Genomic DNA, 23,841 nt, shown 5'->3' with positions numbered 1-23,841 from the left:
CAACCAAAGAGATTGTTATGTTTTTTGAATGGCAAGGTAACCAACCCGTCACGCTCCGTTGCATCGACAAATACTTCGAAACACACGACACCGTCAGCATCAAATTGGCCGAACTAACCGAATCACTTCTGTTTCAGTTTAAGCCTGGCCAGTTTATTAACTTGGGCGTCGAAATTGATGGAAAAATGGAGTTTCGTGCCTATTCAATCAGCTCGATCAATGAAGACGATCACCTTCAACTCACCATCAAACGAGTATCTGGCGGTAAAGTATCGAACTACATCGTTGACTCGCTGCTGCTCGGTGATACCGTTCAAGCATTACCACCAACGGGCGAATTTAACTGCATTGACCATCCACCCGTTTTACATGATGGCGAAACAAAAGCCTTGCTTATCAGTGCAGGTTGCGGCGTCACGCCCGTATTTTCGATGGCAAAACACTGGCTGAGTAATCAAGATGAAAACGACAACGATGTGGACATCGCATTTCTTCATATCGCACGCAGCCCAGAAGAGACGATTTACTACGATCAGCTAGAAACGTTCGACGCTGTGTATCCCAACTTCCATTTAAAGCTGTTGCTGAAAAACCGCGAAGGAACGTCACACCCACAAGGTCGTTTGAATGCCGACTGGCTTAAAGAGCTTGTTCCTGATTTCAAGCAACGTACCGTTTACCTGTGTGGTCCAAGCCAGTTTATGCAAGATGTTCACGGCTATTTGAATGACCTTGGTTTTGACATGACAAACTTCTACCAAGAGAGTTTTACGCCAGCGACTGGCGCAGAAACATCGGTCTCCGATGAAGCTGTTCGTGTTTCCGTTCCTGACTTTGCTCAAAACATCGATGCGCAAAAAGGTCAGGTACTGGCCGATGTGCTTGAAGGCGCAGGTTTACCATTAATCGTCGCTTGTCGTAGCGGCATTTGTGGCTCGTGCAAATGCAAGGTTCGTCAAGGCAACGTCTCTTCTACCAGCCTAGAAACACTAACGCCAGAAGAAATTGAACAAGGCTATGTGCTCGCCTGCTCATCAACCATCGAAGCGGATCTTGAAGTGCAGATTGGTTAATGCTGCTAGTATCGATCTTTTATTGTTTCCCGTCATTCCGACGAGCCTAGGCGAGGTCAGGAATCTAATATCAGCGTGTTAGGAATAACTCACTCTGATAATAGACTCTGAATCACACTCGCGTCTCGCTATTCAGATTGACGGGGTATCGCGGAGATGCCAGCCTTACTCAAACGGTTGGTATTATAGATAGGTACAACTTTCGTTTCGTCGTCATTGCTTCTCGCTAAACAGCAACACTTTCAATGCTGCTTCGCTGTCTACGTCCATAAACTCTGGTGGGTTATCCAGACGCTCACGGAATGTCAACTCTGGCGCTTCGTCTTTCATGCTTTCAATCAAGAAGTCGCTTGTCACAGATGGTGAGTTCACACATGCCATCACTTGACCGCCTTCTGCCAACAAATCCGGCAATCGACGTAGAATCTTTTTGTAGTCTTTAGTCAGCGCAAAGCTGCCTTTCTGGAATGAAGGCGGATCGATAATGATCAAATCATACTGACCAGATTTCTTAATCTTACCCCAAGATTTAAAGATATCGTGCCCCATAAAGCTTACCTGGTTGATGTTATGACCATTTAGCTTGTGGTTCTCACGACCTTTAGACAGCGACGCTTTCGCCATGTCGACGTTAACCACTTTATCTGCGCCACCGGCAATGGCAGCGACAGAAAAGCCACACGTGTAAGCAAACAAGTTAAGCACGTTCTTATGCTTCGCATTTTCGCGTATCCAATCACGACCGTAGCGCATGTCCAAAAACAGACCGAAGTTTTGGTTGCGGCCAATATCCAATTGGTATTTCAAACCGCTTTCTTCAACGACAGGGCGAGCGTCTAATTCACCGACAAGCACTTCTGAAGGCGTACCATCAGCATAACGGTGCTGAAGAACCATAGTACGACCTTGCTTGTCTGCCCACAACTGCGATTGTGCCAACGCATTGAGGCCGCTTTTCAGCTCAGCGAGAAACGCGTCGTCGACTTCTTTAAACAAGTTGATGATCAACTGACCTTGTAACCAGTCACAGGTGATTTGCTCTAGACCTTCAAAACGACGGCCACGACCGTGAAACAGTCGACGAATTTCATTCGGAGCTTGCGCGAGCTCGGTTTCTAGATGCTGAAAAAACAGCGAAAGTTGTGATGCTTGCATCGAGTTCTCTTATTAGTTTTCTTTGTGACGGTTATTTGATCGTAGGCCAGTTCAGTTCCCAGGGGGAAAGCCAAGTATCCAAACCCTGAGAGACGATTTCACTGTGCCATTTGTTACCAAGCACTTTGTATTCTCGTGGATCGCAAACAAAGCGATATTGCTCATCTCGGTATTGGAAGCAAAGTGAAAATGCATGCAGATAACCGCGATCAGCCTCATTGCCTGCATTGTAAATCGGGTCGCCAACAATACCTGAGCCAACCGATTTTAATGCCACGCGGATTTGATGCGTTTTACCAGTGTGTGGCTTGCATAAAAATAAACGCTCTCCGGGCTCTGCCGCAAGAGAGAAAAACTGGGTAACGGCTGGGTTGTTTTTGCTGTTGACCAGCTTCCATGATGAACGGCGCGAACGCTCCATATCACCAACGACCAAACCTTGTTTCTTTTTCGGCTTTTTAGAGCCAATCGCCAGATAGAACTTTTCCACTTGGCGGTCAGCGAAGGCTTGCGATAACGCACTGGCCGCTTTGGCGCTACGTCCGAGGAGCAGAATACCCGATGTCATTTTATCCAAGCGATGGATAAGATAGAGCTGCTGATCACCACTCTGCTTAGCCACTTCTTGCAGCAGCATTGTGTCGCCATCGTCTTTATGAACAGAGACGTTGGGATGCTTATTGATGATCAGAAAATCGGGATGGGTATGTAGAATATCGAACATAAAAAACTGGCTCCACGTTTGGAGCCAGCAGTATACATAAGTTATCGGACAAAGCTATCGAGGCTTGCCCCCAAGGTATTTGCTAAAGCTTCTTCGAGAAAATGCCAGCAAGACCAATGATTGCGATACCCAGCAGCATGATTTCACCTTTGCCACTATCAAAGCCAGACTTAATCCCCATGAAGGCAACAATAGCAATCGCAACAGGAATCAGGTATTTAACTAGGTTGTACCACAATCCAAATAGCGGGAAGGATACTTCGCCGTCATTAGTGATCTCTTTTTCTAGCTCAGCACGGCTTAGGCGCCATCCTGCAAAGATACAAACCAACATACCACCAACCGCTAAGAAGATTTTGTCCGTTAGCAAGTCGAAGATATCAAAGGCACCGGTACCGAACAGCGTTGGCCCCATTCCACCTAAAGATAGTGACGCAAAAATACATAATGCCGCCATAACTGCACTTGCAGACAGAACAGCGTTAGAGCGCTTCATGCCTTTCTCGTCGATTAGGTAAGACACGACAACTTCCAATAATGATACTGAAGAAGTTAATGCCGCCACCGTCAAACCGATGAAAAATAGCAACGCGAATAGCAACCCAATCACTCCGCCCATTTCAGCAAACAGCTGAGGAACGACAACAAATACAAGACCAGGGCCTGCCGCAGGCTCCATGCCAAAGGCAAACATAGCTGGGAACATAGCAACACCAGCAAGAATCGCGACACCTGTATCCATAGCTGTAACCATACCGGTTGTTTGAACTAGGTTCTCTTTCTTCTTCAGGTAAGAACCGTACGTCATCATACAACCCATACCTAAGCTAAGTGAGAAGAACGCCTGTCCTAGTGCAGCAAGAACCACGTTGCTGTCGACTTTAGAAAAGTCCGGCATGAATAAGAACTCAAGGCCAGCCATTGCACCTGGCAGCATCAAGCCTTTAACAGAAACAACGATTAGGATTAAGAACAGAAGCGGCATCAGAACCTTACCGGCTTTCTCAATACCACCCGAAATCCCTTTCATCACAATCATGACGTTAAGGAACAGGTAAACACCCATCCACATTAAAGGTTGAATCGGATCTGAGATGAAACCGCCAAAACTGTCGCCAATTGCTTCTGGCGCGCTGAGTAGACCACCACCCACTTTAAAGATGTAGGCCAATGCCCAACCACCAACCACAGGGTAGAAGCCCATGATCAAAAGACCACTGAAGACTCCCATAACGCCAGTAAACGTCCAGCGTCGGTCAGTTGTTTTGAATGCACCTACGGCAGAAAGACCTGTCTTACGACCAATAGCGAACTCTGTCAGCATCACGCTAAAGCCGATAAAAATTACAAAGATAAGATAGATAGCAACGAATGCACCGCCGCCACTCTCACCTGCTGTGTAAGGGAATTTCCATATATTGCCTAAACCGACAGCGGAACCCGCTGCTGCCATTACGAAGCCTAGTTTAGACCCCCACGTATCACGTGGTGCTGCTGTATTAGTTGTAGCCACGCTTTTTCTCCAAAATTAGTTTGTTGTGTATGCATAGAGATAGGCGTCTAAAAAGTTTATGTAAAAATTATTGTACACTTATAAAATAAGCGTTCGACGCACTATGTCTAGAAAGTAAAGCAGCTCCCCTTTAAAATTGGAACCCCAAAAAAGTACATTTATCGCACAAGTGTCGAGTTACGCAGGTTAAATGCTGTTTTTTTGTTCAAAAGTTAAAGAATGACCTTATTTTTCACATTAAAATAACAGAATCAGCTGTTATGAAATTCGTTCCTCATATAAGGTCAATCCCACGTCTAAATGGGAAATCTATTCCCCCAACCCACTTTTATGCTTAATATCCTAGAAGGGCATATTACTCTGAGCGTATATGGACAAGTTTTATCACTTTCTTACTTTAGCTGGCATTGGGCTATATTGGTTACTGGTCGCAGGTGTGACCATTCGTGTCGTTTTAAAGCGCCGTGCAGTGAGCGTGTCTTTAGCTTGGCTAATGATCATTTATATCCTTCCCGTTCTGGGTGTCGCATGTTATTTCCTCTTCGGTGAACTGAACTTAGGCAGAAAACGAGCCGAACGTGCGAAAGAGATGTTTACACCATTCGAGAAGTGGTTCAGTCAACTTAACGACTGTAACGCGCACAACCCAGAAACGATGGGAAGGCACATCTACCGAATCGATGAACTTTGTAACAACCGCCTTGGTCTTCCCGCATTGAGCGGCAATACATTGTCGCTGCAACAGTCACCTAATGAGATTTTGCATTCCATTATTGAAGACATCGAAAACGCGCAGAGCAGTATTCGAATGGTATTCTACATTTGGCATCCGGGTGGTTTGGCTGACTCTGTCGCTTCTGCACTTATCCAAGCGGCTAAACGCGGCGTAGATGTCAAACTATTGCTCGATTCAGCAGGTAGCCCGCGTTTTTTCAGAAGTCCTTGGTATCGAATGATGCAGGATGCTGGAATTGAAGTTATTCAAGCGCTAGAAGTGAAGATGTGGCGTATTTTCTTACGTCGTCTTGATCTTCGCCAACATCGCAAGATCATCGTAATTGATGATGAAATTGCTTATACAGGTTCAATGAACTTGGTTGACCCGGCTTACTTCAAGCAAAACAGTGGCGTCGGGCATTGGGTGGACATCATGGTTCGCATTACGGGACCAACGGTAAACGTATTGAGTGCCATCCACTGTTGGGATTGGGAAGTCGAAACTGGCGAACGTCATTTACCGAGACTACCTGAATGCAAGATCGATGAGAGTGAATTCCAACACCCTATTCAGGTTGTGCCTTCTGGCCCAGGTATGCCGGAATATCTGATCTATCAAGTATTAACATTGGCAATAAACCAAGCCAATCGCTCGGTACGAATCACAACACCATATTTCGTGCCCAATGCTGATTTACTCGAAACGTTAAAGATGACAGCACAACGAGGCATTGACGTTGAACTCATTATTCCCCATAAAAATGACTCTATGATGGTACAATGGGCGTCACGCGCTTTTTATAGTGAGCTCTTGAGTGCAGGGGTCAAGATTTATGAGTTTTATGGTGGTTTGCTGCATACAAAATCTGTCGTAATTGACGACCAATTCTGTTTAGTTGGCACCGTAAACATGGATATGCGCAGCTTGTGGCTGAACTTCGAAGTGACCCTCGCCGTTGATGACGAAGAGTTCACCAAGCAAATGTCTTGGTTACAAGATAGCTATATTAAGCAATCTCACACTGTTGTATTGGAAGAATGGGAGAAAAGGAGCCTATTTTCTCGGTTCTTAGAGCGAGTGTTCTATCTCTTCAATCCACTCCTCTAATACCTCAAATACACCGACTAAAAAACCTCCAGCGCTACATGCATCCTGCTGGAGGTTTGTTCTTTTAGCTCCCATCTACACGATACCTCTCGACATCATTACCTGTTCATCTTGGCTGTTATTGGCTGATAGTCGACTTTTCCCTTGCATAACCTACGTCGTCCATGTTTTAAATATTCAAAACCGCAATATTTAAGACAGGGAACTTTTATGTCAGAGGGAAAAAAAACCAAACTCATTACCGCTGGCCGCGATAAAAAGTGGACAAATGGTGTTGTAAACCCACCCGTTCAACGCGCTTCAACCGTGGTATTCAATACCGTTGCAGAAAAGAACCAAGCCACCATTAATCGTGCAAACAAAACATTGTTTTATGGTCGCCGAGGCACCAACACGCACTTTGCTTTCCAAGACGCAATGGTTGAGATTGAAGGTGGAGCTGGTTGCGCGCTTTACCCTTGTGGAACGGCAGCAATTTCAAACGCCATCCTCTCTTTCGTTGAAACTGGCGATCACATTCTAATGGTGGACACTTGTTACGAACCAACTCGTGACTTTTGTAACACCATCATGAATAAGATGGGCATCGAAACCACCTATTATGACCCAATGATCGGTGAAGGTATCCAAGACTTGATTCAGCCGAATACCAAAGTCCTTTTCTTGGAGTCTCCTGGTTCAATAACCATGGAAGTCCAAGATGTGCCTACATTAGCGCGCATTGCCCACGAGCAAGATATCATCGTGATGCTAGACAACACATGGGGAGCTGGCGTGAACTTCTCTCCTTTCGAGCATGGCGTAGACATTTCCATTCAAGCGGCAACTAAGTATATTGTTGGACATTCAGATGTCATGCTAGGTACTGCTGTGGCTTCTGAAAAGTATTGGGATCAGCTTCGTGAACAAAGCTACCTGATGGGTCAGTGCGTTTCTCCTGACGACGCATACCTAGGTCTTCGAGGTATTCGCACGTTGGATGTTCGCCTAAGACAGCACGCAGAAAGCAGTTTAAAAGTCGCTCAGTGGCTCGCTTCTCGCCCAGAAGTTGATCATGTCCGCCATCCAGCTTTAGAAACAAGCCCTGGCCATGAGTTTTTCAAACGAGACTTCACAGGTGGAAACGGCTTGTTTTCATTTGTTCTCAAAACGTCTTATCCAAAAGCGACGACGGCTCTGCTTGATGGCATGAAACACTTCAGTATGGGTTACTCTTGGGGCGGTTATGAAAGCCTCATTCTAGCTAACGAACCTAAGAGCTTTAACAGCCTGAGAACCATAGCTCACCCACACTTTGAAGGTACTTTGGTTCGTATTCATATTGGCTTAGAAGACGTAAATGACTTGATCGCTGATTTAGAGGCTGGTTTTGCGCGTTATAACGCCTTAATGCTTGAAAAAGAAGTCTCCCTATAACAATGATTGAATCGCCCTGCATTGCGGGGCGTTTTTATAAACCCCTGACTTAATTAGAATTAACTAACATTCACCCGAACCATTAATTAATGTTAATCATTTGTGTTGTTTTTCAATTGAGCAGTCACAGAATGAAATAATGTGCCACAAATAGGCTTTCCAAATTTAGAGTTTCTCTCCTACTTTTTATCATTCATAAGAGGTCATACCACAAGGAGATAGTTTTGAAACTCAAATTTATAGCGCTAATGCTTTTTACCTTAGTTACCGTCCCAATAACCTCCGTATACGCTGCAACAGGTTATACCCAAACCAAGTATCCGATTGTTCTGGTTCACGGTTTGTTTGGTTTTGATACCCTGGCAGGCGTTGATTACTTTTTCGGAATACCACATTCCTTAACAAAAGATGGCGCTAAAGTTTATGTTGCACAGGTATCCGCGACCAATAGCAGCGAGGTTCGAGGGGAGCAACTGCTTGCTCAAGTAGAAACCTTACTTGCAGCAACAGGCGCAGAGAAAGTCAATCTCATTGGTCACAGTCATGGTGGTCCAACAACGCGCTATGTTGCCTCTGTCCGTCCTGACCTAGTCGCATCAGTTACGAGTATAGGAGGCGTTAATAAAGGGTCTAAAGTAGCCGATTTAGTTCGTGGCACCGTATCTGAGGGTTCGGGTAGTGAGCAGCTCGCGGTAAAACTGGCGCAAGGTTTAACCACTCTTATTAATCTTCTATCAGGTGGTTCTGATCTCGACCAAGACCCTTTAGCCTCATTAGCAGCCTTGACCACGGAAGGATCATTGGCGTTTAACCAGCACTACCCAGAGGGAGTCCCTACCAGTGAATGTGGTAATGGCGACTTGCTAGCTTCAAATGGCGTTTATTACTACTCATGGACCGGATCATCCACTTTTACAAACGTTTTCGATCCGACCGACGCTGCCATGATGGTACTTGGCTTAGCCTTTGATGGGCCAAATGATGGCTTAGTTGGTGCGTGCAGCACACATTTGGGCAAAGTCATACGTGATGATTATCAAATGAACCATTTGGATGAAATTAACGGCCTGCTCGGTATTCATCATCTTTTTGAAACCGATCCAGTCACGCTTTATCGCCAACATGCAAATCGTCTCAAACTTCAAGGTTTATAAGAGGTCATCACAATGAAGAAAGTCGCTCTCACCACTTTTATCCTGCTCTCGATATTTGGCGTGGGAGCGCTTTCTCTGTTGCAAAGCGACAAACAACAAGAGATAACCTCTAACCATTCGCCATCTCAGCAAGATATAGCCGCCGATGTCTCTTCCCCAAAAGATTTCTTCGAATATTCTCTTAGCCGACTGGGCGAAGAAGATCTCGATACGATCAAAGCGGAAGTCAATGATGACACTTTAGCAAAACAAACTCTGAATATTGATGCCAAACTTTTTCAAACCTACCTTTCCTACAAGCGAGCACTCTCTGCACTAGAGCCTTTTGAGCACAACCACCTAACGCTTGAACAGTTAACCATGCTGAATGAGGCAATACTGAACTTACAGCTTCAATACTTTAACGAGGTGCAGATAACCCGATTGTTTGACGAAGAAAACCGACTTCGCCAGCTTGCATTAGAAAAGCTGACGATCAAAAAACAGGCATCGGATATCGAGAGTCAAACACACCTTCTCAATCAAGCGTTATCAGAACAACCGGATTACATACGAGAAAGTGAACGCAATAACGCATTAGCAGAGCAGCTCGAGCAAGCTTCTCAGCTTGATTCACAAGATAAGTACATCGCCCGTGTTGCTCTGGTAGGAGATGCCGGAGCGCAGAGGCTGCAAAAGCTTGATGAGCAAAGAGCATCATTTGAGACTCAACTCGCCACTTACTTAAAGCAGCGTCAAAATATTCTGAATAGGGATTTTCTAGGGCAAGACGAAAAACAGGCAGAAATCATTGCTTTAAGAAAACAAAGCTTCGATGCCACTCAATGGCGTCGAATCGAAGCTTTGGAACGTATTCATGATAGCCAGAACTAACAACATTAGCTTAATAGCCAAACGTTACTTATTCTGCTTTTTAGGACATCCAACGATATGGTCATCCACCATGCCGACGGCTTGCATGAAAGCATAACAGATGGTTTCACCGACAAACTTGAAGCCTTTCTTTTTTAGGAATTTACTCATGGCTTTGGATTGCTCTGTCGAAGCTGGTACGTCACTCATATGTTGCCATTGATTGACGATTGGTTCACCGTCCACGAACTGCCACAACGCGTCTGATAAACTCCCGTATTCAGCAATTAACGCTTTGGCCGCTTTGGCATTACTGAATACCGAGTTAATCTTTCCGCGATGTCTCACAACATCGAAGTTTTCCACGATGTATTCAGCGCGTTCTTCATTTCTTTGTTCCAACGCATCTAGATCGTAATTCTCGAACGCTTCTCTGTAACCTTCGCGCTTTTTAAGGATGGTGATCCAACTAAGACCAGCTTGCGCACCTTCCAAAGTAATAAACTCAAACAGGACTTGGTCGTCATATACTGGCACGCCCCATTCGGAATCATGATATTCGCGCTCTAATGGGTGATTCATCGCCCACGCACACGTTTTTTGTTCTGTCATTATTCTTCCTTAAAAAGCGCCTCTAACTGATGAGCTAGAGGCGCGATATTTTTCATCGTTATATCAGTAGCACTAAACCTGTTTCGGTACTGCCACTTTATGGAACAAACGATACAACACTGGCACGACAATCAGTGTCAGGACTGTCGCAAAACCCAAACCAAACATAATCGTAACCGCCATTGGTTTGAAGAAAATATCTGGCAACAGTGGGATCATACCAAGGATCGTCGTGATAGCAGCCATACAAACGGGACGGACGCGACTTACCGCAGCATCAACGACCGCGTCATAAGCCTCTTTACCGGACTTCATTTCAATTTCAATTTGGTCCAGTAATACGATGCCATTTTTGAGCACCATTCCCGATAAGCTTAAGAAGCCGAGCAATGCCATAAAACCAAACGGCGTGTTGAGTGCCAACAAACCGGTAGTGACACCAATTAACGCCAGCGGCACGGTAAGCCAAACAATGAGTGGCTCTTTGATAGAGTTAAATAGGAATACAGTGATCAAGAACATGAACAAGTACCCCATTGGCATGGTAGTAAACAGCGACTCTTGAGCATCACCAGAAGATTCGTATTCACCACCCCACTCTAGTGAATAGCCAGGAGGCATTTGAATCGCTTCGATTTGGGGCTGTAAACGTTTTTGCAACGTCGATGCGGTTTCTTCACCTAGAATATCAGGGTCTGCCATCACAGTGAGCATACGCTTACGGTTCTTACGCACAATAATAGGATCCTCCCAACGCATGTCGTAACCCATTGTGACTTGTTGAAGTGGAATAAACTCGCTCTGTGCTGGACTCCATATTTTCATGCCTTCGATGTTACGAATATCAATGCGCTCATCTTCTGGTAAACGAGCCACGATAGGCATGAGCGTCGTGCCGTCTCGGTATAAGCCTATCGTCATTCCAGAGAATGACATGGACAAGAAATCATCGACGTCCGATTTGGTAATGCCATAGCGACGTGCCTGACTCTCGTTAAACTGAGGTTCAAGAACTTGGGTTCGTTCACGCCAATCATGCCTGATATTTGTTGCCTGAGGATCGGCGTACATGATGTCCTTGACCTGAGCGGCTATCGTACGAAGGACGGTTGGATCTGAACCAATAATGCGCGCTTCAATTTTTGCACCACCACCAGGGCCTAACTCAATCTGTTTGAGCTTGTAATTGATTTCTGGGTAGTTGGCTTTTAAATACTCTCGAAACTTCGCCATTAATGGTTTCAACGCTTCGTAATTTTCCATACGAGTGGTTATCTCACCATAAGCCGCATAACTTTTCTCTGGCGCGTACGTTAACATGAAGCGCTGTAAACCTTTACCCGCGGTCGTCGTGATATGGTCAACATGCTCTTGCTTAGCTAACCAACTTTCTAACTCTTTAAGCGTTGTGTTAGTTGCTCGAATATCAGTTCCTTCTGGCATCCATACATCTAACTGAAAAATCGGCGTTGTCGAAGATGGAAAAAACGCTTGCTTCACAAAGGTGAACCCGTAAACACTTGCCGCTAATCCCGCAATCAGCACCACAACGGTAAACCAAGCACGACGCATACAAAACTGTAGAAACTTTTTATAAATAACGAAAATAACCCCTTTATATGGATCATTTTCTTCCCCTTCACCTTGTTTAATCTTCTGGCCTTTAAAGAAGATGTCAGCAAAGAATGGTGTCAACGAGATAGCGGTAAACCAGCTCAACATTAAAGAGATCAGCAGAACCGTAAACAAAGTGCCACAGTATTCACCCGTCGAGTCTTCAGACAGTCCAATTGGCGCAAATGCAGTTACCGCAATCACAGTTGCCCCAAGTAATGGCCACTTTGTTTGGGTAACAATGTCGGTCGCTGCTTGGAGTCGAGTTCGCCCTTTTTGAGTACCAATCAAAATCCCCTCAACCACAACGATGGCATTGTCCACCAGCATACCTAACGCGATAACCAAGGCACCCAATGAAATCCGCTGTAAATCTATCGCGAGATACTTCATGAAAATGAACGTACCCAACACCGTCAGCAGCAAGATTAAACCGATAAGCAGACCTGAACGTAGCCCCATAAAGAACAGAAGTACGATAATGACGATACCGACAGCTTGAGCCAAGCTGACAACAAAACCGCTAACCGATTTATCCACCTCTTTAGGCTGACTGTAAATTTCAGAGATTTCGATACCAACAGGTTGTTGGTACTTTAGCTCGGCAAGGCGATGATCAAATGCTTTTCCGACTTCAACGACGTTGACGCCTTCAGCAAAAGAAACGCCGACGTTTAGTGCAAGGCTTCCGTTAAAATTAATAATATTATTCGGGACTTCTACATACCCGCGTTTTATTTCCGCCACATCTTTCAAGAAAATGAGCCCTTGAGCGCCCGACTCAGTAATCAACAAATCACCCAGCTCCTCCACACTCTGGAACTCGCCAGTCGGCTGAATTCTTATGTACTCGTCACCAATTCTGATCGCTCCCGCGTCAGAAACCACGTTTTGCGTCGAAAGAAGATTAAACACGGTATCCGGAGCAAGACCTATACTGCTCAGCTTTTTCATCGATACTTCGATGAAAACTTGTTCTTGCTGTTGCCCGGATACCGAAACTTTACTCACGCCATCAACCAGTTCGAGCTCTCGGCGTAAGTAATCGACGTAATCCAGTAACTCTTTATAGCTATAACCGTCGCCAGTCACCGCTAACAAAATCCCGTAAACATCACCAAAATCATCGATCACTTGAGGTTCATTCACACCTGGAGGCAACGTCCCTTTAAGGTCGTTCACTTTACGGCGTAACTCATCCCAGATTTGTGGCAGATCATCAGGGCCATAATTGTTCTTCATCGTGACCGTGATTTGCGATAATCCTCGGCTAGAAATCGAATTCACTTCATCAACATAAGTAAGCTGCTGAATCGCTTTTTCGATTGGATACGTCACTTCTTCTTCGACTTGTTGTGGTGTCGCACCAGGGTAAGAGGTCACTACCATCGCATCTTTAATGGTAAAAGCAGGGTCCTCAAGACGCCCTAAACCAAAGAATGCGGCGATACCACCAATCAAAAATATCAGTGCAACCATCCAACTGATGACGCGATTTCGGATGAAGTACGCAGCAATACCGGTCACATCATCATCACTTTGAGGCACTGATTTATTAAGATCGCTCATAGACCGGTCTCCTGCGTAGCCATTTCCTGTATCACTTCCACTTTCATGCCATCCCTTAATCGAGAAACACCGGCAATCACAACTTTGTCTTTGAGCATGAGACCATCAAGGATTTGAATGGACGTTTTAGATGCCTTACCTGCTCGCACCTGTTTGCGCGATACCGTATTGTCGTCATTCAGTACCCAAACAAATTTGTTTTCGCGCCCCAGCTCGTCACCGTCCGCATTGAAAATGGCTTCGATAGGGACATTAATTCCTAGGTTGAGATCAAGCCCAACATTCTCGTCTTTAGAAGTTACCTCAACAGCCATACCATCTAGGATGTACTCTTCTTCCGGCATAGGAAGCGACAGTGTGACAGTAAACGTACCTGTTGTTGGATCGGGCTCAGTCGTAAATTCTTTTACCGTCGCGTTATATTCGTTACCACTGGGCACGCGCACCAATGCTTTGATCGCGGTGAGCCTTTCTTCCGTTGGCGGTTGGTTCACATAGAGGCGGTCTGGAAGCTGAATCAACACTTCGACTCGCTCCAAGCTGTGAATATTAACGATATGCTGTCCGACTTGAACATTTTCGAATTGGTCGATATTAACTCGCGAAATAATCCCATCCACGGGCGCTTTTAAGGCAGTAAATGATAGACGAAGTTTGGCTAACTGAAGCTCAGCTAAGGCGATTTGTCGTTGTGCTGCAATTTCATCAAACTGAGACTTAGCTAATAGGCCTTTATCAACCAAAGGGCGTGAGCGGCGATACTGACTGTCGACAACAGAAAAACGCGCACTCGCATTATCTACATCCAACTCATAGTCAGTGGGATCTAGCGTTGCAATAACATCACCCTTCGTGACTTTGTCGCCCTCTTTTACCATGATGCGGCTGACTTCTCCTGCGACTCTGAAGCTCAAATGAGAGCGATCCGCTGCATTCGCAACCGCAGGGAAGTACAAGTTGTCGTCCACCTTGTTTCCCGCTAATGACGTAACCCTAACTCGTGGCGTTTCGAGCTCTTTTTCTGGCGCCTTATCCCCACAGCCGACGAGAAAAAGCGTTGAAAGTATAGTCGCTAGAGAGATGATTCCTTTCATATTACAGCCCTCTTTCCTTAATCCACGCTCTTACCTTAATTCCGGGTTCAATTACACTGACACCCGAGATAATGATTTGGTCGCCATCGTTAAGCCCAGCTAACACTTGATTTTTGTCATTCATCTCAATTGCGGCTTTAGACACAATGCCTTGCTCATCGACACGCCAAACGTATGTTTTGCCGTTCTCTTCTAGCAACGCGGAGTTAGGAATCTTTGTCGCTCCTGCACTTTTGGACAGGAGGTAAGCATTGCCAGACATTCCCGGCAAAAGGCCTATTTCTGCTGGTCGCTCCATGACCATCGTGACTTTGTAACTGCCCGTTTTAGGGTCGGCTTCTGTATCGATTTCCTGAAAGGTTAAGTCAAAGGCTTGCTCGGGGAACGCATCAAATATCATTCTGGCAGAGACATCGCTCCCCTGCGTGTAACGATTTAGAAGATAGTCTGGGATTTGGAATATCACTTTGAGGAGTTGGTTGGACTGAATATTCATCACCCCTTCTTTCGCGGCAACATATTCATGGTTTTCTGCTGGAATGTACGAAATGGTGCCATCATATGGCGCGACAAGTTTGGTATACCTTAAGTTTGCCTTTGCTTGATTCCATTGAGCTTTTGCCGAGTTGTGATTCGCTTTTGCCTCATCAAAATCTTGCTCAGATACTACTTGGTCTTTACGTAGCTTTTGGTATCGCTTGTATTGCACATCTGCGAGCAAAAAATTTGCCCGAGCTTGCTGTTCGAGCAGAGAATATTCATCTGGGTTTAATGACGCCAAAACATCACCTTTACTGACGACTTGACCTTCATTCACTTCTATCGTTTGAAGAAGCCCAGGAACTCGAAAAGTCAGTACTGCTCTATCGCCAGCTTCCGTCGTGGCAGGAAAATGTCGCTCAAACTGGGCATTGCCAACAGATACTGTAAATAGCTTCGCAGGACGCGATTCAGGTTCAGGAACAGGAGGAAGTTCTTTACCGCACCCCGACAAGACAGCCGAGATGGCAATAGGAATGAGCAATTTTCTCATTACATTCATCCATAAAAATTGGGGGATTATTTTTAAAGTAGATGAATTTTGAACGAACTTCCAGAGCAGAAAAGATTAATAGTGCTTTAAAATTAGTAATTTGTGATAAAAAAGCAGGCTTTATGCCTGCTTCAGTTAAATCTTCTTTGGATACAAAATGCCTAGAGCTTACTGAATTCTCTGTTCACCCTATATGTATCAGACGTAACATACGCTTCCATGTTACGAATTTTGCCATCAAGACGGTCAAAATCCCTTTCCAACACACTGAGCAGTTGATCAGGGCTTTGCCCTTTCTGCCAAGGCTTACTTTTGAGCGTATGCTCTTGCTGCGCTCTGATATTTTCAGAATACGTTACTGGTTGCTTTTCTAACATAAACGCCATCGCGATGTACGCTAACAATACCAAAAACGTACCACCTAACAGCGCTGCAGAAATCACTACAATACGAATCAACCAAACTTCTGCACCAAAGTAGTTGGCAATTCCGGCGCAAACACCGGAGATTTTGCCATTTACTGGATCACGATACAGTTCTCGATTATTCATACTTTCGTCTCCATGTTGGTGACTCAGCATCCAAGATGCGCTCCAATGTATCAACTCGGGACTGCATCGCTTCCGCTTTTTCAGATAGTACCTGAAGGCGCTCTAAATCTTGGCTCGACAGTGCACTATCTGTTTTGCGTTTGCTGCGATAGTGTAAGAAGAGCCATAGTGGAGCGACAAAGATTAAAAAGACAATCACTGGTCCTGCTATAAAAAATGCCGACATAAATGGCTCCTTTCTTATTTATCTTTCGATGACATCTGTTCTTTCAGTTTTGCCAACTCTTTTTCAATTTCGTCTTGTGCCTGCAACTCTGCAAACTCTTGTTCTAGCGATTTAGCATTACCAGTTTGAGCATACAGGTCTGCTTCCGCTTCCATTTCATCCACTTTACGTGAGTACTGCTCAAATTTCGCCATCGCTTCATTAGTGCGGCTAGTGTGCAGGTGTTTTTGCACATCACGACGGTTAGATGCAGTTTGGTTACGAATTGCTAGTGCTTGCTGTTTTGCGCGCGTTTCGGCAATTTTGCTTTCCAACTTACCAATCTCGCCAGTAAGCTTATCGATCGTTTCTTCCACTAAGGTTTGCTCAGTGTGGAGGCCTTTAATCACTTGCTCTAGCTTTTGCTTTTCAATTAACGCTGCACGAGCTAGATCTTCACGCTCTTTAACTAATGCTAAGCTCGCTTTTTGGCCCCATTCGCCAATTTGCTCTTCTAACGTTTCAACCTTACGAGCCAACTCTTTCTTGTCTGCAATCGCTTTAGCCGAGTTAGTACGCACTTCAACAAGTGTGTCTTCCATTTCTTGAATGATAAGACGGATCATTTTTTCAGGATCTTCCGCCTTGTCCAGTAATGCACTGATGTTTGAGTTAACGATATCTGCAAATCGAGAAAAAATACCCATAACGGAACTCCTCTTTTTTCCTATTAAAACTCGACAAGGTGGTGATTAACCTTGTGTTTCCCTGAATATATAACAAGTAACGTGCCAACTTATAATTTTCTTTAAAATCAGAGTGTTATGCATTTTGTTGTCGTTATACACTATTGTGCTATGATGTTTTTCACCAACTGTTGGTGAAATTTACCAACTCTATCCCTAAATCATGGCTCGGCTGTTAAATAAGAAGGACTTTATGAAGCAAAACCTGATTGGTGAATCACCTGCTTTTCTCGCTGTACTAGATAAAGTATCACAACTTGCACCCATTGAGCGCCCTGTCCTCATCATTGGTGAACGAGGTACGGGTAAAGAACTCATCGCTCAGCGTTTGCATTATTTATCAAGACGTTGGGATAAACCACTACTATCACTCAACTGTGCGACATTAAGCGAAGGGCTAATAGATTCCGAATTGTTTGGACATGAATCCGGCTCCTTCACGGGCTCTAAAGGTAAGCATAAAGGGCGTTTCGAGCGTGCCGAGGGCGGTACTTTGTTTCTTGACGAACTGGCAACCGCACCACTTTTGGTTCAAGAAAAGCTATTACGTGTCATTGAATATGGTGAATATGAGCGAGTTGGCGGTCATACCGCTCTCAATGCGGATGTTCGACTTGTTTGTGCAACCAATGCCGACCTACCAAAATTGGCAGAGCAAGGTGATTTTCGTGCGGATCTGCTCGACAGGCTAGCCTTCGATGTCATTATGTTACCGCCTCTTCGCGAGCGCAAAGAAGACATTCTCTCTTTAGCAGAGCACTACGCGATGAAAATGTGTCGTGAACTGCAACTGGAATACTTTGTCGGTTTTACCCCAAAAGCGCAGCAGTCGCTTATTGAATATGAATGGCCCGGTAACGTCCGCGAACTAAAAAACGTGATTGAACGTGCGATTTACCAACATGGTCTGAATGCTCACCCAATTGATGAACTGGTTTTCAATCCTTTTGAAACGGTTTGGCACAGCGCGCTTGGCCATAGTGCAAAACAAGCAGAACAACAAGAAGAGGAAGCATCAAGCAACACCATCCAATTCCCTCTAGACTATAAACAATGGCAAGAGGAACAAGATATCCATTTACTCAATCGTGCATTGGAAGAAGCCAAGTTTAATCAACGACAAGCAGCCGAGCTACTTGGCTTGAGCTATCACCAATTACGAGGGATGGTTAGAAAATATGGTTTGGTCGGACAAAGCTAACTTGACCGAGAGTACTCAATCAATACACGAGCTCGTGACTGCGCTCTAATTCGCATGCATTTATGGCATAACACCTTACAGTGTATGGATTTTATGTTTGGAGCGAGTTCACAAAGGTGATAAATTAGCGAGATCATTTTCGCTTGTTAGCTTTGAAAGAGTAAGATCAAACGAAACGAGCAAGATCCAATGAACATTTCATATTATGAATGCTTTTATAAGATTATCGCTGAGCCTTATTGGGATTAGCCTACTGACCGCTTGTGGCGATGAAATTGACCACAATGATATTCGCAAAGCTGGCTTTGTGTTTTGCGGACAAGGTAAGCCGACCACGTTTAACCCTCAGCTTATTGATAGCGGTATTACCGCAGAGGCTCTTAGCCCGCAGCTGTACGATACGCTGCTCACGCTCGATCCTAAATCACATCAGCCCGTGGCAAGCATCGCCGAGAGTTGGTCAGTAAATGAATCAGGGACGGAATACACGTTTAAGCTTAAACGTGGTGTTAAATTCCAAACCACGCCTTGGTTCACACCCACTCGCCCATTGAATGCAAAAGATGTGGTATTTAGCTTCAAGCGAATCATCGATGTAGACCATCCTTTTCACCAAGTAGGTGGTGGTTTTTATCCATGGTTTGCAGGGTTAGATTTTCAAAACCTACTCCAAGACGTGGTTGCAATAGATGAGCATACGGTAAGGTTTACGTTATCTCAGCCAAACTTTTCTTTCTTGGCCAATATTGCCACCAGCCATGCGGTTATCTTGTCTGCGGAGTATGGACAGCAATTGGCAGCAAAAGATCATAAAGAAGAAATCGACCAACTTCCTATCGGTACCGGCCCTTATCAATTAAAAGAGTACCAAGTGAACGATTTGATTCGATTAGAGCGTCATTCTAATTACTGGAAGTCACCAGCAAAAATGGAACAAGTGGTGTTCGATATCTCTCACAGAGGCACGGGTACATTAGCTAAACTTTTAAGAAACGAGTGTGACGTACTCTCTTCACCTATTTCGAGCCAAATACCTGTCATTCAAGAAAATGACAACCTTGAGCTGACGGCTACACCAGCTAACAACGTTTCCTTTATTGCGATAAACACAGAAACCACCGCGCTGAGTGATGCTCGAGTTCGCCAAGCTCTTAACTTAGCGATCAACCGTCAAAATATTTTAGATTCGGTTTACTACGGAACTGGCTCCCAAGCTTATACCTTGCTACCACCAAATTCATGGGCTTATCAAAAAGACAGCGTAAAAATTCGTTATGACCGGAATTATGCATTGGCACTACTTCGAGATGCAGGCTACGAAGACGGCCTAGAATTGACCATGTGGGTACCACTTGAACCACGTGCTTTTAACCCAAGCCCTCGCAAGACTGCGGAGTTAATCCAAGCGAATTTTGCCGATATTGGGGTTAAATTAACGCTACTGACCGATGATAGGTTTGAACGTGTGGATTTGGAGAACATCAACGATATCGATTTACTTTTAACAGGTTGGATTGGTGATACCGGGGATCCTGACAACTTTTTCCGCCCTTTATTATCTTGCGAGTCTGACCGCGTTGGCCTTAACGTGTCCATGTGGTGTAACGATGACTTCGATTTCTTGCTCGATTTGGCGTTAGAAACTCAAGAACCGCGTTACCGTTTGAACCTATATCGCCAAGCACAGAACATTTTGAATCAAGAGTTCCCGGTTATTCCTCTGGCGCATGGCGTGCAGTTCCGTGTGCACGACAAATCGCTGACAGGCTTCAAATCAAGCCCTTTCAATGCCCAACCGTTTGATAGAGTTGAGAGAATTCACTGATGTTTTGGTATACCGTTCGACGCTTTAACCTATTTATCATCACTTTGATGATCCTTACATTAGTAGGTTTTTCTCTGCTTCGCCTTGACCCTCTCTCGCACTGGGCAAACGTTGATTTTTGGTCTGGCTGGCAAACTTACTTAATCAACCTTTCTCAACTCGATTTTGGCATAAGTAAAAACGGCAATGCGATTTACGACGAGCTCGCCGTTGTATTCCCAGCCACTTTGGAACTGTGCTTTTTTGCCTTTTTGGTGTCCCTTTTGATCGGCATTCCTCTTGGAACCGTGGCTGGGATGAAGCAAGGTAAATGGCTCGATACCAGCATTTCATTCATGTCAATGTCTGGTTATTCCGCCCCAATCTTTTGGGTAGCTCTGCTACTTATCATGGTCTTTTCATTGGAATACCAACTATTTCCCGTTGCGGGACGGTATGATTTACTTTACGAAATTGATCATGTAACCGGGTTTGCCATTATCGACGCATTCATGGCGAAAGGCGAATACCGCGCTCACGCACTGCAAAGCGTTATTGAGCATATGGTGCTGCCATGTTTGGTGCTCGCTTTGGCTCCAACCACCCAGGTTGTCGGACTAATGCGCTCCTCGGTAGCGGAAGTGATGAGCCAAAACTACATCCGTGCAGCGAGAATCAAAGGTCTTTCTAACCGCGAAATCGTAACTCAACATGTATTGCGGAATGCGATACCGCCTATCATTCCCAAAGTTGGTGTTCAACTCTCGAGTATGATTACCTTAGCTATCATCACGGAGTCTATTTTTAACTGGCCAGGTATTGGTCGTTGGCTTTTAGATGCGCTAGCAAGCCAAGACTATGCATCTATCCAAGCTGGCGTGATGGTACTTGCGACTTTGGTTCTTACCGCTAACATACTCTCGGATTTGATTGGCGCGATGATTAACCCTTTAGTTCGAAAGGAATGGTATGCTAACAAATAACGTTTATCAGGAAGAGCGCATTCCAACACAGTTTGAGCGTTTTTGGCGAAGCTACCGCGCCAACGGACTAGCCATGTTTGGCTTGTGGTGCTTGGTGTTTATCGTCCTTATTACCATTTTTGCCCCCCTACTTGCACCATTTGACGCCCAAGCACAGTCAGGTGAGTTGCTTGTGCCGCCATCATGGGCTCCAGCAGGAACGGTTGATTACTTTTTGGGGACCGATGACTTAGGTAGAGATATTCTTTCGCGCCTGATTATGGGCTCTCAGCTGACATTTGGCGCTGCTGTCGCCATCACCGCAATTGCTGCCGTTGTAGGCTGTTTAATTGGCGTATTGGCAGGTATGACGAAAGGCTTACTGTCGAGTACTCTCAACCACTTGCTCGATACCGTCATGTCGATCCCGTCGCTCTTATTAGCAATCATTTTTGTGGCATTTCTAGGCTTTGGTGGGTTCAATATTTTACTCGCAATCTGCTTGGCTTTGATTCCGCGTTTTATTCGCTCCGTTTATATCGCAGTCCACACCGAAGTTGAAAAAGACTACATAATGGCAGCACGCCTTGATGGCGCTAATGATTTCTACTTACTATGGAGTTCAATTCTTCCTAACATTCTGACGGTCATTGCCGCTGAAATCACACTCGCGCTCTCTGCTGCGATTTTAGATATTACGGCACTGGGTTTTCTTGGCCTAGGTGCACAGGCCCCAAGCACCGAGTGGGGAGCAATATTAGGTGACTCTGTCGAGCTTATTTATATTGCACCTTGGACAGTAACCCTACCCGGCCTGACCATCATGTTTACTGTTATTACCCTAAACTTAGTAGGTGAAGGTGTACGTCAAGCGCTTAATGCGGGGATCGAATAATGCCGTTGTTAGATATTCGACATTTGACCATTGAGATCGAAACACCTCAAGGGTTGGTCAAAGCCGTTGACCGAATGAGCCTAACTTTGAACGAAGGCGAAATTCGTGGTCTTGTAGGTGAGTCTGGTTCAGGGAAAAGCTTGGTTGCAAAAGCGATTGTTGGGGTAAGTAAAGATAACTGGCGCATTACCGCGGACCGTATGCGCCTTGGCAATATTGACTTGCTTCAGCTTACGCCAAAAGAGCGTCGGCGCGTCATTGCCCGTGATATTGCGATGATTTTCCAAGAGCCTTCAACTTGTCTTGACCCTTCAGAGGAAGTCGGGCGTCAATTGATTGAATCCATTCCATCTCGCGCATTTGAAGGGAAATGGTGGGAGCGATTTAAATGGCGTAAAAAACAAGCCATCGCGCTTTTGCATAAAGTGGGTATTAAAGATCACAAGCGTTTAATGGGTAGCTACCCTTATGAACTGACTGATGGTGAGTGTCAAAAGGTCATGATTGCCATGGCGATTGCGACCAAACCTAAATTGCTGATCGCAGATGAACCAACCAACGACTTAGACCCGATTACCCAATCGCAAATTTTGCGTCTGTTGAGCCGCATGAACCAACTTAATAACACAACCATTCTGCTTATCGGCCACGACTTAGCGACCATAACACAGTGGGCAGGGCGTATTACGGTAATGTATTGTGGTCAGTCGGTGGAGTCTGCCGATACCAGTAAAATCATTGCGGCACCCAAGCACCCGTACACCGATGCCTTGCTTAAAGCGATGCCTGACTTTAATGATTGGGTACCACACAAGCAAAAACTCCAATCCCTACCGGGCTCGATTCCGCCATTGCAGCATCTGCCTATCGGTTGTCGCCTCGGACCACGTTGCCCATATGCGCAGAAACAATGTGTAGAAATTCCACACACCAGACGAATTAAGAATCATAAATTTAACTGCCACTTTCCATTGAACACGGAGAAAAAGTCATGAGTGCGTTACTTGAAGTCGATAATTTATCGAAGCAATTTGTTACGCGCTCCCGTCTGTTCAAACGTCAGGTTAATGAGGCAGTTAAACCGGTAAGCTTTACTTTAGAGCCAGGACAAACTATTGGTTTTATTGGTCAAAACGGGTCAGGAAAATCCACACTAGCTCGTATGCTTGCTGGCGTTGTTGAACCAAGCTCCGGAGAGATCCGTGTGAATGGCGAACGATTGGAGCACAAAGATTACGCGACACGCTGCAAGCTCATCCGCATGATTTTCCAAGATCCAAACACATCGTTAAACCCACGTATCCAGATTGGTCGTATTTTAGAAGGTCCGCTAAAGCGAAATACCAACATGCCGCCAGATGCGCGCATGCAGCGTGTAAAGAACACCCTGCTCCGCGTAGGATTGCTGCCTGAGCACGCCTATTTTTATCCACAAATGCTAGCTGCCGGTCAAAAACAGCGCGTATGTTTGGCTCGTGCACTTATTCTTCAACCTTCCATCATTGTCGCTGATGAGGCGTTAAACGGTTTGGATATGGCAATGCGCTCGCAGATCATTAACTTATTCCTCGAGTTGCAAGAAGAGATGGGATTGTCATTTGTGTACGTGTCTCAGCACATTGGCATTGTTAAGCATATTACTGATAAAGTGATGGTGATGCATGAAGGTGAAGTGGTCGAGTTTGGCGAGACCAACCAAGTACTGACTCATCCCGAGCATCCTATTACTCAAAGACTAGTCGAAAGCCACTTTTATAAAGCGCCAAGCCATCAAACAAAATAGCTTATCAAAAATGTAATCGTGCAAATGTAAAGAAGCCTGCTTTAACGCAGGCTTCTTTAT

Annotated in this window: 21 protein-coding genes; 11 read left to right on the top strand and 10 right to left on the bottom strand. The window is 45.1% G+C overall.

Features of this window, described 5'->3' with window-relative positions:
• The first annotated feature begins 17 nt into the window (after positions 1-17).
• Positions 18-1,073: a hybrid-cluster NAD(P)-dependent oxidoreductase gene (locus tag R7D93_RS08130; protein WP_085569583.1), complete on the top strand. Its 1,056-nt coding sequence runs from the start codon at positions 18-20 to the stop codon at positions 1,071-1,073.
• 213 nt (positions 1,074-1,286) lie between these two features.
• On the opposite strand, the gene R7D93_RS08125 is transcribed toward R7D93_RS08130, so the two are convergent.
• From R7D93_RS08125 to R7D93_RS08115, 3 genes are all read right to left on the bottom strand, one after another.
• Positions 1,287-2,228: a class I SAM-dependent methyltransferase gene (locus R7D93_RS08125; protein ID WP_225495556.1), complete on the bottom strand. Its 942-nt coding sequence runs from the start codon at positions 2,226-2,228 to the stop codon at positions 1,287-1,289.
• 31 nt (positions 2,229-2,259) lie between these two features.
• Positions 2,260-2,952 carry a TIGR01621 family pseudouridine synthase gene (locus R7D93_RS08120; RefSeq protein ID WP_213969493.1) on the bottom strand — a complete coding sequence of 231 codons (693 nt, stop codon included), beginning with the start codon at positions 2,950-2,952 and terminating at the stop codon, positions 2,260-2,262.
• A gap of 82 nt (positions 2,953-3,034) precedes the next feature.
• Positions 3,035-4,405 carry a sodium-dependent transporter gene (locus tag R7D93_RS08115; protein ID WP_042522154.1) on the bottom strand — a complete coding sequence of 457 codons (1,371 nt, stop codon included), beginning with the start codon at positions 4,403-4,405 and terminating at the stop codon, positions 3,035-3,037.
• Positions 4,406-4,835: 430 nt separating this feature from the next.
• Here R7D93_RS08115 and cls point away from each other — a divergent pair, with 430 nt between their 5' ends.
• The 4 genes from cls (at position 4,836) to R7D93_RS08095 (ending at position 9,733) form a co-directional block, all read left to right on the top strand.
• Entirely contained in the window at positions 4,836-6,290 is a 1,455-nt protein-coding gene (gene cls / locus R7D93_RS08110) for a cardiolipin synthase (RefSeq protein ID WP_005378105.1), read from the top strand.
• Between the two features lie 210 nt (positions 6,291-6,500).
• Entirely contained in the window at positions 6,501-7,706 is a 1,206-nt protein-coding gene (locus R7D93_RS08105) for a cystathionine beta-lyase (RefSeq protein WP_225495555.1), read from the top strand.
• A 248-nt stretch (positions 7,707-7,954) separates the two neighbouring features.
• Positions 7,955-8,860, top strand: a complete 906-nt coding sequence (locus R7D93_RS08100) for an esterase/lipase family protein (protein WP_005378107.1) — start codon at positions 7,955-7,957, stop codon at positions 8,858-8,860.
• Positions 8,861-8,872: 12 nt separating this feature from the next.
• Positions 8,873-9,733: a lipase secretion chaperone gene (locus R7D93_RS08095; RefSeq protein ID WP_225495554.1), complete on the top strand. Its 861-nt coding sequence runs from the start codon at positions 8,873-8,875 to the stop codon at positions 9,731-9,733.
• Positions 9,734-9,757: 24 nt separating this feature from the next.
• Here R7D93_RS08095 and R7D93_RS08090 read toward each other — a convergent pair whose 3' ends face one another.
• The 7 genes from R7D93_RS08090 to pspA form a co-directional block, all read right to left on the bottom strand.
• A complete protein-coding gene (locus R7D93_RS08090) occupies positions 9,758-10,324 on the bottom strand; it encodes a DNA-3-methyladenine glycosylase I (RefSeq protein WP_005378109.1) in 567 nt (188 codons plus the stop codon).
• A gap of 72 nt (positions 10,325-10,396) precedes the next feature.
• Positions 10,397-13,507, bottom strand: a complete 3,111-nt coding sequence (vmeI, locus tag R7D93_RS08085) for an efflux RND transporter permease subunit VmeI (RefSeq protein ID WP_225495553.1) — start codon at positions 13,505-13,507, stop codon at positions 10,397-10,399.
• Positions 13,504-14,601 (bottom strand): efflux RND transporter periplasmic adaptor subunit, encoded by a 1,098-nt coding sequence (locus R7D93_RS08080; protein ID WP_213866623.1) that lies wholly within the window; start codon positions 14,599-14,601, stop codon positions 13,504-13,506. The genes vmeI and R7D93_RS08080 overlap by 4 nt, the downstream gene beginning before the upstream one ends.
• A gap of 1 nt (position 14,602) precedes the next feature.
• Positions 14,603-15,634: an efflux RND transporter periplasmic adaptor subunit gene (locus tag R7D93_RS08075; RefSeq protein ID WP_053307438.1), complete on the bottom strand. Its 1,032-nt coding sequence runs from the start codon at positions 15,632-15,634 to the stop codon at positions 14,603-14,605.
• 161 nt (positions 15,635-15,795) lie between these two features.
• Complete coding sequence (gene pspC, locus R7D93_RS08070) at positions 15,796-16,185, bottom strand: envelope stress response membrane protein PspC (RefSeq protein WP_025766867.1); 390 nt, start codon at positions 16,183-16,185, stop codon at positions 15,796-15,798.
• Positions 16,178-16,411, bottom strand: coding sequence for an envelope stress response membrane protein PspB (gene pspB / locus R7D93_RS08065; protein WP_005378117.1), 234 nt, complete (start codon positions 16,409-16,411; stop codon positions 16,178-16,180). Before pspB ends, pspC begins: the two co-directional genes overlap by 8 nt.
• A gap of 14 nt (positions 16,412-16,425) precedes the next feature.
• On the bottom strand, positions 16,426-17,097 hold the full coding sequence (gene pspA, locus R7D93_RS08060) for a phage shock protein PspA (protein WP_005378119.1): 672 nt from the start codon (positions 17,095-17,097) through the stop codon (positions 16,426-16,428).
• A 232-nt stretch (positions 17,098-17,329) separates the two neighbouring features.
• On the opposite strand from pspA, the gene pspF reads away from it, so the two are divergent.
• The 6 genes from pspF (at position 17,330) to R7D93_RS08030 (ending at position 23,781) form a co-directional block, all read left to right on the top strand.
• On the top strand, positions 17,330-18,337 hold the full coding sequence (gene pspF / locus R7D93_RS08055; RefSeq protein WP_017820869.1) for a phage shock protein operon transcriptional activator: 1,008 nt from the start codon (positions 17,330-17,332) through the stop codon (positions 18,335-18,337).
• Between the two features lie 205 nt (positions 18,338-18,542).
• Positions 18,543-20,162, top strand: coding sequence for an ABC transporter substrate-binding protein SapA (gene sapA, locus R7D93_RS08050; protein ID WP_017820870.1), 1,620 nt, complete (start codon positions 18,543-18,545; stop codon positions 20,160-20,162).
• Complete coding sequence (locus R7D93_RS08045; RefSeq protein ID WP_005378122.1) at positions 20,162-21,124, top strand: ABC transporter permease; 963 nt, start codon at positions 20,162-20,164, stop codon at positions 21,122-21,124. The genes sapA and R7D93_RS08045 overlap by 1 nt, the downstream gene beginning before the upstream one ends.
• Positions 21,111-21,998, top strand: coding sequence for an ABC transporter permease subunit (locus R7D93_RS08040; protein WP_005378123.1), 888 nt, complete (start codon positions 21,111-21,113; stop codon positions 21,996-21,998). Before R7D93_RS08045 ends, R7D93_RS08040 begins: the two co-directional genes overlap by 14 nt.
• A complete protein-coding gene (locus R7D93_RS08035) occupies positions 21,998-22,993 on the top strand; it encodes an oligopeptide/dipeptide ABC transporter ATP-binding protein (RefSeq protein WP_005378126.1) in 996 nt (331 codons plus the stop codon). The genes R7D93_RS08040 and R7D93_RS08035 overlap by 1 nt, the downstream gene beginning before the upstream one ends.
• On the top strand, positions 22,990-23,781 hold the full coding sequence (locus tag R7D93_RS08030; protein ID WP_005393308.1) for an ATP-binding cassette domain-containing protein: 792 nt from the start codon (positions 22,990-22,992) through the stop codon (positions 23,779-23,781). Before R7D93_RS08035 ends, R7D93_RS08030 begins: the two co-directional genes overlap by 4 nt.
• Positions 23,782-23,841: the final 60 nt, after the last annotated feature.

It is taken from the genome of Vibrio sp. YT-15 (assembly GCF_033337445.1).
Lineage (GTDB): Bacteria > Pseudomonadota > Gammaproteobacteria > Enterobacterales > Vibrionaceae > Vibrio > Vibrio alginolyticus.
The sequence above is the reverse complement of the archived record's forward strand: the minus strand, read 5'-3'. Positions and strand labels throughout refer to the sequence as shown.